This is a genomic window from Haematospirillum jordaniae, assembly GCF_001611975.1.
GTDB classification, from domain to species: Bacteria; Pseudomonadota; Alphaproteobacteria; order Rhodospirillales; family Rhodospirillaceae; genus Haematospirillum; species Haematospirillum jordaniae.
In genome coordinates, this window is sequence record NZ_CP014527.1 from 230,704 (window position 1) to 243,855 (window position 13,152).

The following is a 13,152-nucleotide window of genomic DNA, read 5'->3' on the forward strand; positions in this document are numbered from 1 at the left end:
ATGTATCCCATAGATTATAACTCCTACCGCTCTGTTGCGGGATTCAATCGCCGGGTCCGTTTCTTGGTCATGCATTATACAGCTGTTGATTTTGCCGCATCAGCACGCGCACTGACTGGAAAAAATGTCAGCGCACACTACTTGGTCCCTGATCCGACCGATCCGACATACAAGGCTGCGGGCTTCCATGACATGCGAATCTTCAATCTGGTAGACGAGCAGGAACGCGCTTGGCATGCCGGGCGCAGCGCATGGGCAGGACGTTCCAACCTGAATGACACGGCCATTGGGATCGAAATCGTCAACCTTGCCAGTGACAACGGCGGGCAGTTCACATTCCCTCCCTATAATTCAGAACAGATGGAGGCTATCAAACAGCTGGCCCTGAACATCCTAGAACGCTATCCCGATATCACACCCACCAATGTGATTGGTCATTCCGACATTGCACCGGGACGAAAGAGCGACCCCGGCGCAGCCTTCCCTTGGGAAGCCCTGTATCAAAGCGGCATAGGTGCCTGGTACAACGACGAAACCAAGCAGAAGTATATGACACAGTTTACGGCAGGAGGAATACCCGACCGGAACAGTGTGATTGGCAAATTCAAGAAATACGGCTACGACACGTCTGAGGCTGGAACAGACAGTGGTTTCCGCAGCCTAGTGCGCAGTCTGCAACTGCATTTCCGTCAAAGCAATTATGACGGGGCACTGGATGTTGAAACCGCGGCAATCCTGTATGCTTTGGTCGATAAGTACTTTCCTGCCTAAATAAGGCACAGCCTACAGGTATGGAGGCCCTGATCCGCAAGGACGGGGCCTCTTTTTTCTCCAGAAGAGAACCCATTACAGAACACTATATACAGAAATGACATACGTTGACAATTCACAGAAGAGAACAAAATATGGCGTTAACATAATAAAATAATAATAAATACAGTCGATTAACAGTTAACATACAATCACGTCAACGGGGGATCGTATGTACTTTTACATATAACGGAAGATCGAATGCTCTTTTAACCACCCAACCAAAAGGAAATGTCCGGTGAACGAAGGATCTCCGTCGCCCGCAATCAGCGCTGCACTGGCCCGTAACCTGACCACCGCCCGGAATGAACGAGGCATGACGCTTGGAGGTCTTGCCGAAAGTAGCGGTGTCGCAGATTCCATTCTTTCAGGCATTGAATGGGGCAAACAAACGCCTACGATCGAGCTTGTATCCCGCTTGGCCAATGCACTGGGGGTTTCCTTTGGATGCCTGTTACAGAGTACGGATCATCCGGTTGCTGTTTCCGAGAACGGGGTTCAGGTCACACTGATAGATCGCCAGGACACCCCACGGATCATTGAAACGTACCTTATGGACCTGTGCCCTTCCGCGACACGTTACGCCGGAGGACATCCAGACGGTGTGGAAGAACAGATAACCGTACTGAGCGGCGTCTTGACCGCTGGCCCACGGGAGGCCCCTTCACGCCTGATCCCGGGTCAGAGCCTCCGTTTCCGCGCTGACGGTCCCCACATATACCGCTCTGGAAGCAATCCGGTACGGGCCTCGGTTACCGTTATCTATCCGGAACATAAACACGATGATCCGACAGTTTTTGATGTCAGCCTGCCATGGCCCGACGACGGTGAGGACTGGCGCATAGTCGGCAAGCTGCTTGAACGGGCCCATATCGAGGTACAGAACGGCGTAGACATGCGGCGGATCCTCTTTACAGGTTGCCCGCTCGATCAGGATGATGCTATCGAAAACCTAGAACAATACGTCCTTGAACACAGAAGAAAGAAGGGGAGCAATGCCTTGCAGGTTCATGTCCTGCAACACCCTCTTCCGGGGTTATGCGTATTATGGCGGGGAAAACGGTTAAGCCCCCTCAATAAGGACAACAGCCACACGGCATGGGGCACAGCATACCGTATGGCGCAGATGGCAGCAGACAACACCGCCTTCCCTGCCCTTGATCCCATAACAAGAGCGGAGTTAATGCAGATTGCAGGAACAGGTCCAACCCTGCACGCTGCCTTGGCAGCAGAGGCACTGACCCTACATGGTCTTCCCTCAACCCCATCCGGTATTTCGTGCAAGGATCCGGCTATCAGGTCAAGACCACGTACAGGGGACGGCATACTGTTTGAAGACCGGATTGATGTTGATGCATACGAAGCCTACGAACTGGTCCACCCCGCGTATGCCCGTCAGGTTCTGGCACTGGCCGGCGCTCTCCAGAGAGCAGGTGTTTCACCACGCGCCCGTCTTCTGGATATAGGAACTGGCCCGGGCCTGCCTTTGGAAATGCTGCTACAGCTGATGCCCAGTCTACAGGTTACAGCCCTTGATCCCAGTGAAACCGCTTTCCGGCATCTGCAAAAGCGCTTTTCGGGTCATCCCGGCGTTACCATGTTACAATGCGGCATTGACAGCTTTGAGAATACAGGGCCTGTCTTTGACTCTGCTATATCCGTGGGTGCGTCACACCACCTAGATACGGCTCTCTTCTTCCGCGCAACAGCCGATACACTGGCTGATGGTGCGTCGTTTGTTGTAAGCGATGAAATGATAGCCCCATTCAGAACGGTTGAGGAGCGGCAGCTGAATCTGGTTGCGCATCACCTTCACTATGTTGCTGACACGCTGGTCCCAATTCCATACGCTCTTCTGTCTTCGGAAGAAGGTGAGGTTGTCCGTGCATTCCGCAGGCACGTACCAGTCTGCTTGTCCTTAGCAACTGCACGGCTGCCCGGTGCTTTATCGTATGTACGGGATCTCTTCAAAATCGTGGACAAAATACCTCTTCCGGAGCCAGTCAGTCACCCGCTTATGGCTTTCTATCGCTTCCACATTCTGGAACTTCAGGCTCTAGTCGCAGGCCTTGACTACGAAGTTGAACAAAAAACATATGCACAGCGCCTTGTCGCTCTTGCTGATACAGAAGGCTTTAGCTGTGTTCATCATCAACGGCTGTACAAAACACAGGGGAACGGGGAATGGGACGCAGGAACACATCTCTTCACATTCCGCAAACAATGACGGAATATGATCACGCCTTGGTACGTGGAGGAAGATCCTCTCTTCCTATTGTAGTTGGCTACCTGCCGGTTGCCATGGCTTTTGGTACGGCAGGAACAGCTGCAGGGCTTGAGCCGGTTATCACAACCAGTATCTCTGCACTCATTTTTGCGGGCGCGAGTCAGTTTCTCATTCTGGCCGCCCTAACATCGGGGGCATCCGTTGCACTTGTCATTGCGCTTTGCACCGCCCTTAATGCTCGCCATCTGTTATATGGGTCAATACTGGCCCCCAGAATTCCAGCCCGTCATCGAACCCATATGCTGTTGGCTTTCGGCCTGACCGATGAAGTCTTTGCCACAGCCGTTAGTGGTTCTCGTCATATAGGCGCTGAACTGCGCAGCCGATGGCTTGCCGGAGTGACATTGGGATCCTACGCTGCATGGGTTAGTGGAACGGCTGCTGGGGCTTTTCTGGGAACTGCGCTGGAGTCCTTGGCCCCATCGGTGGCAGAGGCAATGGGCTTTGCTCTTCCTGCTTTGTTCTTGGCCATTACGGTTTTGAATGTATCGCGAAACTCCGTAGGCCCGATGATGATATCAGCCGTAATCGCCGGTACAGCAGCCTGGTTGGATTATACAGCAGCAGGAATACTCTTGGGTACAGGGGCGGGTGCGTTAACCACCTGGATAAGAAAATGATCTGGACAAACAATCAGCTATGGCTCGCTATCGCCATAATTGCAGCCTTGACCTACGGCAGCAGGGCATTACCGTTTGTATGGCGCAACATTCCGATCTTGCAGCCGACATCCTCTTTCGGACGGCACCTGCCTGTTCTTGGATCTGTCCTGTTGGCCGCGCTGACTGCTGTTACCATTACACCCGCCTTCAGGAATACGATTGACAGAGAACAGCACTGGATTTTTGCCTTCAGCATAGTCGTAACATTAGCAACTGTCCTACGATGGCGTGAGGCTGGGTTAGCTGTTCTGGCAGGCGTACTTACATTTCTTGCATGCTTGACGGTTCCTCTGCACGGGGAAGTGCTATACAGCTTGTTGCCCTGAATAAAGACCGCGCATGATATAAATGAACTCATACGTAGGGACATCAAAAGCATGGATATCGCGCAAATACACGTGAATTTCATACAGGACATACACGGCATAATTATACCACCCGAAAAAAGCAGTACCACCATATCGTGATGATACATAAAGTATAAAAATTTATAACTGTACATGCAACTTTAAGGAGCGTATGGTCACCAAACATCGTTTTACCTGTACCAAAAACAGGGAAAAGAGAATCCTGCCATTAATGGAGGAGAAAATGACACAACGCTATCTTCCAACAGCAGCTAAAATTGATGCCACGGCCTATAGCGCCTATGAAGCACAGGCGGCATCTATAGGATCAGTATTTGATATTGAAAACCGCATTGTTCTGGATGGACCTCATATAGAAACTGATAACTCTCTGCATGAATTTTTCATCTATCCGGATGACGTGAATGAAACGGCAGAGACCGTGCTTGTCGGCACTGCAGATTTCTCAGACACTGATATGTGCTGGCCTATTGATATACGATAAGACGATATCTAGGAGAATCATCAGCAGGGCACAGCATCGCCCATAATTCTGTTTTACAAGGATGCTTGCTGTGCCCTGTTTCTCAGTCTGAGAAAAGAAAACAGTCACTCACGCTCGTCAAGTGCGTAACCAGCTGATCGCACCGTACGGATCAGATTCATCCCATTCCCCTTGTCCAAGGCCTTGCGCAAACGTCGAATGTGAACGTCTACTGTTCTGACCTCGACATGAATGTCCTGCCCCCAGATCCGGTTCAGCAGCTCTTCACGCGAGAACACACACCCGGGATTCTCCATCAGGAACCGCAATAAACGAAATTCAGTCGGCCCCAGATGAACAGGCTGTCCTGATCGTTCCACCCGCAGTGAAACAAGATCCATCACCACATCACCATACGACAAGGTATCGCGGCTGCGAGCCGGTTGTGCCCGCCGTAAAAGCGCTTTGGTCCGGGCCAAAAGCTCGGGCACAGAGAATGGCTTGGTCAGATAATCATCAGCTCCCGTATCAAGACCGCGTATCTTGTCGGCTTCTTCCCCACGGGCCGTAATCATGATAACCGGTATGTGTGCTGTTTCTGGGCGGCGTCGCAAACGACGACACACTTCTAGACCCGATAGTCCAGGCAACATCCAGTCCAGAAGGACAAGATCAGGCAAGCCGGCACGAATAGCGGTCACTGCCTGCTCCCCATCGTAGGCCTCATCAACGGCATACCCTTCCTTCTCAAGATTGTAGCGCAGCATGGTCACAAGAGAAGGTTCATCCTCAACAATCATAATCCGGAATTTCATTGCCCTATGTGTCCCGGGAAGAACCAGAAGGCTGAACAGGAGCCATAAATTCACCAGCCTGATCGCCCTTAGGCCGCGACATGGGCAGTACGCGCCCCACAGTCAGAAAATGTACGGTTTCGGCAATGTTCGTCGCATGGTCCCCAATCCGTTCTATATTCTTGGCAACAAACATAAGGTGCGTACACGCTGTTATATTGCGGGGATCCTCCATCATCAGGGACACCAGCTCCCGGAACATGCTGGTATGAAGCTCGTCAACCTCCTGATCCCGGTGCCATACACCCAAGGCTTTCTCAACGTCCCGCTCGACATAGGCATCAAGAACTTCCTTGATAATTTCTTGCACCAAGCGCCCCATCAGGGGAATAGAAGCCAATGCCGGAACAGGCGGCAATTGATTGATCACCAGAACTCTTTTGGCAACATTGGCTGCATAATCCCCAATCCGCTCTAGGTCAGCTGAGATTTTCAGGGCACTGACAATGGCCCTCAGGTCATCGGCCATGGGCTGACGCAGGGCCAGAATACGCACCGCAAGCGCGTGGATATCCTGCTCCAGAGCATCAATACGATGATCTGCAACAATAATATCTGTCGCTGCCAGAGAATCTCGCCGAACGAGGGCTTGGACCGCCGCCGTAAGCTGTGCCTCGGCCATGCCACCCATCCGCAAAATAATATCGGATAATTGGTTAAGTTCGTCTTCAAAAGAGCGAACTGTATGCATCTCGGTACCGGACATAGCTGTTTCCCCGCGCTGTGGATACCGTGGCCTATTAACCAAAACGGCCTGTAATATAACCCTGCGTCAGCTTATGTACCGGATTGGTAAAGACCTGTTCGGTATCGTTGCATTCAACCAAGGTACCCAGATGAAAGAAAGCCGTTCGCTGTGACACACGGGCGGCCTGTTGCATGGAATGGGTCACAATAACGATGGTAAAGTTCTCACGTAGCTCATCGATCAATTCCTCGATCTTCGCTGTTGCAATAGGATCCAGGGCCGAACACGGCTCATCCATAAGAATTACTTCAGGACTGACCGCAATAGCACGGGCAATACACAGGCGCTGCTGCTGCCCCCCCGACAATCCGGTTCCAGGGGAATCAAGGCGATCCTTGACTTCATTCAGCAGACCCGCACGCTCCAGACTGGCAAGCACAATCTCATCCAGCTCGTCACGCGTTCCTGCCAACCCATGAATGCGCGGACCATAGGCCACATTCTCATATATTGATTTCGGGAAGGGGTTAGGCTTCTGGAACACCATGCCGACACGAGCCCGCAGCTGCACGACATCGACACGACGATCATAGACATCTTCACCGTCAAGGGTAATCAAACCCGACACCCTGCACCCGTCAATCGTATCATTCATCCTGTTCAGGGTCCGCAGGAATGTTGATTTTCCGCAGCCAGAAGGGCCAATAAAGGCCGTGACCTCGTTTTCACGGATATCAAGGCTCACCCCCTTGATAGCATGCTTGTCTCCGTAAAAAACATGAGCATCACGGGCCGCAACCTTGGCCACCTCCCCCTCCAAGGCCAGGGGAGAACCTGATGTTATATGGTTTTCAATCATGTCAGCCATAACCTACCAACGTCTTTCAAATTTCTTGCGCAGCAAAACCGCGGCTGCATTCATAACAATCAAGAAGCCAAGCAGAACGATAATAGCCGCAGATGTACGCTCTACAAATGCCCGCTCGGGGCTGTCTGCCCAAAGATAGATCTGAACAGGCAGAACGGTTGATGGATCAGTGATCCAACCCGGAACATCGGCTACAAAGGCCACCATCCCAATCATCAACAGAGGCGCAGTCTCACCCAATGCCTGCGCCATCCCGATAATGGTACCAGTCAGCATGCCCGGCATAGCCAGAGGCAAAACATGATGGAAAATCATCTGCAACTTTGACGCCCCCATCCCCAGCGCCGCCTCGCGAATGGAGGGTGGAACAGATTTCAAGGCTGTACGCGCTGCAATAATGATGGTGGGCAATGTCATCAGCGTCAGAACCAGACCCCCTGCCAAGGGAGCTGAACGCGGCAGACCGAAAACCTGCAGAAACACAGCAAGCCCCAACAAGCCGAACACAATAGAAGGAACAGCGGCCAAATTGTTGATATTCACCTCGATCAAGTCTGTCCAACGATTACGCGGAGCAAACTCTTCAAGGTAAATCGCCGTACCAACCCCGATGGGAAAGCTAAGAGCTAATGTCACCGCAAGGGTCAAGAGGGAGCCAATCAAGGCACCCTGAATTCCCGCTAGTTCCGGTTGCCTGCTGTCACCGGCTGTAAAAAGTGTTTGATTGAAAACTCGCGAGATACGGCCCGTATCCGACAAGTGATCAAACCAAGCAATTTCCTGATCACTAACCCGGCGGGCACTTTCAGGAATATCGCGAGCGATGTTGCCCTTGGCCAGCATATCCATATCAGCAGAAGCCAAAACATCAACGCGCACCGTCTTCCCGATCAGCAGTGGATCTGCCAAAACCATATCACGAAGCTGATAAGCTGCACCGGTTGAGACAAGTGAATACAACTCACGTCGGTCACGGCGGGCCTGAACATCGGGGAAAAGATCCCGCAGGGCGGTCTTGACCAAGGCATCATAATCCGCGTCAGACAAAGCACCGACATCACGCGCCCCATCCGGATCAATAACGCTCGCATCAAACGTGATGTCCAAGGATATCCTAGTTTGCTGGAAGGCTCCGAGACCAGATCCCAAGATGCTGGAAAACAGAACCCCCAGCATGGCTAGTGACACGGCAACAGCCATCAAGCCACAAAAACGGAAACGCATCTCGGCAGCATAGCGACGACGCAGACCTGCATTGACAACATCGGCAATGCGGTGTTGTGGTAGCCTGCGCCCCGTAGAGACAGCTTGATCAGGTACAGTGTTGGACATACTCATCTACTCGTACTGTTCCCGGTACTTGCGTACCACGTGAAGGGCAACAACATTCAAGGCAAGGGTCATAACAAACAGGACAAGTCCAAGAGCAAAGGCCGCAAGGGTCTTGGGGCTGTCAAACTCTTGGTCACCGACCAGAAGCGTCACAATCTGCACCGTCACGGTCGTCACGGCCTCGAAAGGATTGGCCGTCAGATTAGCAGACAGACCCGCGGCCATCACAACAATCATGGTTTCACCAATAGCGCGGGATACAGCCAGCAGAATTCCGCCGACAATGCCAGGCAACGCCGCAGGCAACACCACGCGCCTGATGGTTTCCGAACGTGTCGCCCCCAAACCATAAGATCCCTCGCGCATGGCACGCGGCACGGCTGTAATCACATCATCCGAGAGCGAGGACACAAAGGGAACGATCATGATTCCCATCACGATCCCGGCAGCCAAGGCACTTTCTGATGAAATGGTCAGGCCGATGTCATGCCCAATCCCACGAAAAAGAGGCGCAACGGTCAACGCTGCAAAAAATCCGTACACAACCGTGGGAATGCCTGCCAGAATTTCCAAGACAGGTTTGACCACACCACGAACGCGGGCTGGTGCATACTCCGCCATATAAATAGCGGCCATCAAACCCACTGGTACAGCCACCAACATTGCAATCAACGAAATCAGCAATGTACCAGCAAACAGGGGAACAGCACCAAAGCTTCCCGATGAACCGGCCTGATCCGCACGCATGGCAGTCTGCGGGCTCCATTCCAGCCCAAAGAGAAAATCAACAGGGGCCACATGGCCAAAGAACCGCCAGCTCTCAACCAAAAGTGACAGAACGATACCCACAGTGGTCAAGATCGCAATGATCGAACAACCAATCATAAAAGCCTTGACGGCATTTTCTACACGGTTGCGCGCACGGAACAGTGGGGTAACCCATCTGAGCGCAAAAAAGCCGCTGATAACCGCTGTGGCGAGCGAGACCAGAATAACCAGCGAAAAGCTTGTCTGCTTCAGGAAAGCATAACGCAGGGCTGCTGACTGGATCTCGGGGACAGGCGAGAATGCAGAAGCCCCTGAGACAATATTGCGAATATCATTCAGGACCAGACTCACGCGGGCCGGATCGGGACCACTGGTACCGGCTAGGATACCCGGCGATATTTCCGCCAGAACAAGGCTGGTTATGACTTTGTCTTCCGCAAAGAACCACGCGAGAAGCAAGAGCAATGCGGGAATGCCAACCCATAACGCCACATAAAGACCATAGTAAACAGGCAAACTGTGCAACCTGTGGGTCTCCCCACTAACCAAGCGAAGGGAGCGCCGCCGCCCAAGCCAGAAACTGCTCAAGGAGAGCAGGGAGATAATGAGAAACAGTATGAATATTTGCATGGAAGCCTTGTTTGCCGTTTGCGGGCACATTGACCGATAGCGCCGAAGGTCTACTCTCTGCCACAGAGTATCACCGGGAACAAGTGGACATACCCGCAAACGGCTTTCGCCCTGTTACTTTCAGAAACTGCTGATGTCCAGCTTGGTCAACCCCGTAACAGAGGCAGCCCAGCATGCGCGCTCTGCATCAGGCATCGGAACAAGCCCCTTGTCACTCAGATACCCGTCAGGGCCCCATGCCTTCTCGGATGTAAACTCCTTGAGAAAAGCCTCGATCCCGGGAATGGTGCCGACGTGGGCCTTCTTCACATAAAACTGAAGAGGACGGCTGACCGGGTAAGTGCCAGACGCAATATTTTCAAACGTTGGTATCTGACCATCAATCCGGGCACCCTGCACCTTGTCCCCGTTCTCTTCCAGGAAAGAATACCCAAAGATACCAAAGGCATCTGGATTGGCTCCCAGCTTCTGAACGATCAAGTTATCGTTCTCCCCGGCCTCGATATAGGCACCATCTTCACGCAGCGCCTGACAAGCCGCTTTTACATCACGACCGGCTGCCTTCAGTGCGTGGGTTTCAGGCAGCTTCTCGCATGCCACATCCATGACCAGCTCAACGAAAGCATCCCTAGTCCCCGATGTTGGCGGCGGACCCAGAACCTCTATGGGTTTTGCGGGAAGGGCAGAATCAATATCAGACCACATCTTGTACGGATTTGCGACCCAGGTTCCCTTGACCGGAACATCCCGCGCCAAGGCAAGAAAAAGCTGTTCACGCGTTACGGACAAAGGGGCAGAAGCCTTGGAGTTGGCCAGCACAATACCATCATAGCCAATCTTGACCTCGACAATGTCTGTAACGCCATTGCGGGCACAGGCGTCTATCTCGGATCGCTTGATCCGGCGCGAGGAATTGGTGATATCAGGATGTGATGGGCCAAGCCCCGCACAAAACAACTTGAAACCACCACCGGACCCCGTCGCCTCTATGATCGGTGTCTTGAACTGGCTCCTTTTGCCAAAGTTCTCGGCCACAACCGTCGAAAAGGGATAAACTGTGGATGATCCGACGATGCGGATCTGGTCACGGGCAAGAGCCGTACCGGACAGGGTTGTCAGGGCCACAGCCGCAGCAACCAGAGCACGTTTTCCAGAACTCACAGGAGCCTCCTGAAATACACCCAAAACGCAGGGCCCGGCATATGCAACAGCCTGTTTTTATTGGGATCACCGGACCTACCTCACTATAGCGCCTGTCCGCGTCATATTCATGACAGGATCATGACAGTTTTGTTAAAGATTGTTTAATCATTGAATATCAATGAATTGGTATGAATTTCCGGACCAAGGGAAGTCGCAGGTTATTTCACGGATGTACAAAAACAATGCACTTTCTCGCAAATAGCACTTGATTCTGCCGCAAGGTTGGTCATGGTGCGCATTATGACTGACTTACCGAAAAACCGCTCTGTTGCCTTGGCCGTGTTTCAGGCTGTCCTGCGAGACAGCCGCCCCCTTGATGAACAGGCCGATGCGCTCAGCCAGGCTCTTGAATCAAGAGACCGGGCCTTTGTCCGCATGCTTGTCGCCACAACGTTGCGGCGCTTGGGGCAAATTGACCTTGTCATCAATCAGTGCCTGGACAAACCTATGCCAGCCAAACTGGCTACGGTACGGGATGTGCTTCGTCTAGGGGCAGCTCAGCTTCTGTTTCTTGAGACCCCGGTCCACGCTGTTGTTGATACATCGGTCGAGCTGGTCAAACGCGGGCGCTTTGCGCCTTATGCTGGCCTGACAAATGCTGTACTGCGCCGCATATCCAGGGATGGGTCCCGTATTTCGGACTCTGTTGACGCTCCACGTTTCAATACACCCAAGTGGCTCTGGCAGGATTGGAGCAAGACATGGGGGGAAGAAACAGCCCGCCAGATTGGGCTTGCACACCTGTCTGAAGCCCCCTTGGATATCACACTCCGTCCGGACCAGGATCAGGCCGTATGGGCCACACGACTAGAGGCAACCATTCTGCCGTTCGGCACTCTGCGGCGTGTCATGGGTGGCAATGTTGCTGACCTGCCGGGATTCGATGAGGGCCAATGGTGGATACAGGATGCAGCCGCCTCGCTGCCCGCACGTTTACTGGGTGATGTCCGTAACAAAACGATCATTGATCTCTGCGCTGCACCGGGCGGCAAGACCATGCAGCTGGCTTCTGCCGGAGCTACAATCACCGCGGTTGACCGATCGGCACGCCGCCTTCGCCGGGTTGCCAGCAACTTGGAACGACTGGGATTGAGCGCAACTCTTGTCGATGCGGATGCAACCCAATGGAAGCCGGATACACTGGTCGATGGTGTGTTGCTAGATGCCCCCTGCTCAGCAACCGGCACGATCCGCCGTCATCCGGACGTTGCCCGCCACAAGCGACCTGATGATGTGCGGAACCTAGTCGCAACGCAAACAGAGCTACTGCGCGCTGCGGTTGACATGGTTCGTCCCGGAGGGCTTGTCGTATACTGCACATGCTCCCTGCAAAAAGCTGAAGGAGAGGAGCTTGTCGCAAGTGCCCTGTCAGCGGGCCTGCCTGTAGAGGGTGTCCCCGTTACTGCCGAAGAGACAGGGGGATTAAGCGCCCTGATCACACCGGAAGGCTGGTTGCGAACCATGCCTGTCCACAACAGTGAGAACGGCGGAATGGATGGATTCTTTGCGGCACGGCTCAGAAAGCTGGAAGCCTGAGATCCTCATAACAGCACTTACAGGACAATACGACCGTCCTTCATAGAGATTGTCCTGTGCGCCCGCTGCGCCTGCCGTTCGTCATGTGTGACCATCACAACCGTTTTGCCGCTGGCGACTATGCCCTGCAGCATATCGAGAATTTGTTCACCATTCTGGCTGTCGAGATTTCCGGTCGGCTCATCAGCCAGAATGATAGTGGGATCCCCCACAAGGGCTCGTGCAATGGCGGCTCTCTGCTGCTGTCCACCCGACAGCTGAGCCGGATAATGCTTTGCCCGGGCCTCCAGCCCCACAGATTTCAGTACGTCCAGACTGCGCTTGCGGCGTTCTGCCTTCCCGACACCCCGATAGACCAACCCCAGCTCCACATTCCGTTCGATACTGAGGTGCGGGATCAGGTTGAATGCCTGGAACACGAACCCGATGTGTTTGCGGCGCAGTTCCGTCAACAAGCTGTCACGTTCTTCGCTAACCGTCGTATTCCCGAACTGGATCGTTCCTTCACTCGGAGTATCTAGCAAACCGAGAATGCTGAGTAAGGTCGATTTCCCCGAGCCTGAAGGCCCCATAATCGAAACAAACTCACCACCATCAATATCAAGGCTTACGTTTGTCAGAGCCCGGGTTTCCATTTCCGACGTCCGATAGGTCTTTCCGACGTTTTCCAATCGTATCACACT

At 53.1% G+C, this 13,152-nt stretch carries 13 protein-coding genes; 6 read left to right on the plus strand and 7 right to left on the minus strand.

The window, feature by feature from the left end; genetic code table 11:
- From AY555_RS11110 to AY555_RS11130, 5 genes are all read left to right on the plus strand, one after another.
- Positions 1–771: an N-acetylmuramoyl-L-alanine amidase gene (locus AY555_RS11110; RefSeq protein ID WP_066137306.1), complete on the plus strand. Its 771-nt coding sequence runs from the start codon at positions 1–3 to the stop codon at positions 769–771.
- 277 nt (positions 772–1,048) lie between these two features.
- Complete coding sequence (locus AY555_RS11115; protein WP_066137307.1) at positions 1,049–3,037, plus strand: helix-turn-helix domain-containing protein; 1,989 nt, start codon at positions 1,049–1,051, stop codon at positions 3,035–3,037.
- Positions 2,995–3,717: an AzlC family ABC transporter permease gene (locus AY555_RS11120; protein ID WP_082812191.1), complete on the plus strand. Its 723-nt coding sequence runs from the start codon at positions 2,995–2,997 to the stop codon at positions 3,715–3,717. The genes AY555_RS11115 and AY555_RS11120 overlap by 43 nt, the downstream gene beginning before the upstream one ends.
- Positions 3,714–4,085, plus strand: coding sequence for an AzlD domain-containing protein (locus AY555_RS11125; protein WP_066137311.1), 372 nt, complete (start codon positions 3,714–3,716; stop codon positions 4,083–4,085). The genes AY555_RS11120 and AY555_RS11125 overlap by 4 nt, the downstream gene beginning before the upstream one ends.
- A 193-nt stretch (positions 4,086–4,278) precedes the next feature.
- Positions 4,279–4,611, plus strand: coding sequence for a hypothetical protein (locus tag AY555_RS11130; RefSeq protein ID WP_156483427.1), 333 nt, complete (start codon positions 4,279–4,281; stop codon positions 4,609–4,611).
- A 104-nt stretch (positions 4,612–4,715) separates the two neighbouring features.
- On the opposite strand, the gene phoB is transcribed toward AY555_RS11130, so the two are convergent.
- From phoB to AY555_RS11160, 6 genes are all read right to left on the minus strand, one after another.
- Positions 4,716–5,405 carry a phosphate regulon transcriptional regulator PhoB gene (phoB, locus tag AY555_RS11135; RefSeq protein WP_066137316.1) on the minus strand — a complete coding sequence of 230 codons (690 nt, stop codon included), beginning with the start codon at positions 5,403–5,405 and terminating at the stop codon, positions 4,716–4,718.
- Positions 5,406–5,409: 4 nt separating this feature from the next.
- Positions 5,410–6,150, minus strand: a complete 741-nt coding sequence (gene phoU, locus AY555_RS11140) for a phosphate signaling complex protein PhoU (RefSeq protein WP_066137318.1) — start codon at positions 6,148–6,150, stop codon at positions 5,410–5,412.
- 34 nt (positions 6,151–6,184) lie between these two features.
- Entirely contained in the window at positions 6,185–6,991 is an 807-nt protein-coding gene (gene pstB, locus AY555_RS11145) for a phosphate ABC transporter ATP-binding protein PstB (protein WP_066137394.1), read from the minus strand.
- Positions 6,992–7,003: 12 nt separating this feature from the next.
- The gene (gene pstA, locus AY555_RS11150) at positions 7,004–8,338 is read right to left on the minus strand and encodes a phosphate ABC transporter permease PstA (protein ID WP_156483428.1); all 1,335 of its coding nucleotides are present in this window, start codon (positions 8,336–8,338) and stop codon (positions 7,004–7,006) included.
- Entirely contained in the window at positions 8,339–9,730 is a 1,392-nt protein-coding gene (gene pstC / locus AY555_RS11155) for a phosphate ABC transporter permease subunit PstC (protein WP_066137398.1), read from the minus strand.
- A 120-nt stretch (positions 9,731–9,850) separates the two neighbouring features.
- On the minus strand, positions 9,851–10,891 hold the full coding sequence (locus tag AY555_RS11160; RefSeq protein WP_066137320.1) for a PstS family phosphate ABC transporter substrate-binding protein: 1,041 nt from the start codon (positions 10,889–10,891) through the stop codon (positions 9,851–9,853).
- Between the two features lie 282 nt (positions 10,892–11,173).
- Here AY555_RS11160 and AY555_RS11165 point away from each other — a divergent pair, with 282 nt between their 5' ends.
- Entirely contained in the window at positions 11,174–12,469 is a 1,296-nt protein-coding gene (locus AY555_RS11165; RefSeq protein WP_066137399.1) for an RsmB/NOP family class I SAM-dependent RNA methyltransferase, read from the plus strand.
- 17 nt (positions 12,470–12,486) lie between these two features.
- Here the strand turns inward: AY555_RS11165 and AY555_RS11170 are convergent, their stop codons facing one another.
- A complete protein-coding gene (locus tag AY555_RS11170; protein ID WP_066137322.1) occupies positions 12,487–13,149 on the minus strand; it encodes an ABC transporter ATP-binding protein in 663 nt (220 codons plus the stop codon).
- Between the last annotated feature and the right edge of the window lie 3 nt (positions 13,150–13,152).

Excerpts from the sequence above, each read along its gene's own strand:
- AY555_RS11125 (WP_066137311.1), top strand. The coding sequence starts at position 3,714 with ATGATCTGGACAAACAATCAGCTATGGCTCGCTATCGCCATAATTGCA.
- AY555_RS11165 (WP_066137399.1), top strand. The coding sequence starts at position 11,174 with ATGACTGACTTACCGAAAAACCGCTCTGTTGCCTTGGCCGTGTTTCAG.
- pstA (WP_156483428.1), bottom strand. The coding sequence starts at position 8,338 with ATGAGTATGTCCAACACTGTACCTGATCAAGCTGTCTCTACGGGGCGC.
- phoB (WP_066137316.1), bottom strand. The coding sequence starts at position 5,405 with ATGAAATTCCGGATTATGATTGTTGAGGATGAACCTTCTCTTGTGACC.
- AY555_RS11110 (WP_066137306.1), top strand. The coding sequence starts at position 1 with ATGTATCCCATAGATTATAACTCCTACCGCTCTGTTGCGGGATTCAAT.
- AY555_RS11120 (WP_082812191.1), top strand. The coding sequence starts at position 2,995 with ATGGGACGCAGGAACACATCTCTTCACATTCCGCAAACAATGACGGAA.
- phoU (WP_066137318.1), bottom strand. The coding sequence starts at position 6,150 with ATGTCCGGTACCGAGATGCATACAGTTCGCTCTTTTGAAGACGAACTT.
- AY555_RS11130 (WP_156483427.1), top strand. The coding sequence starts at position 4,279 with ATGGTCACCAAACATCGTTTTACCTGTACCAAAAACAGGGAAAAGAGA.
- pstB (WP_066137394.1), bottom strand. The coding sequence starts at position 6,991 with ATGATTGAAAACCATATAACATCAGGTTCTCCCCTGGCCTTGGAGGGG.
- pstC (WP_066137398.1), bottom strand. The coding sequence starts at position 9,730 with ATGCAAATATTCATACTGTTTCTCATTATCTCCCTGCTCTCCTTGAGC.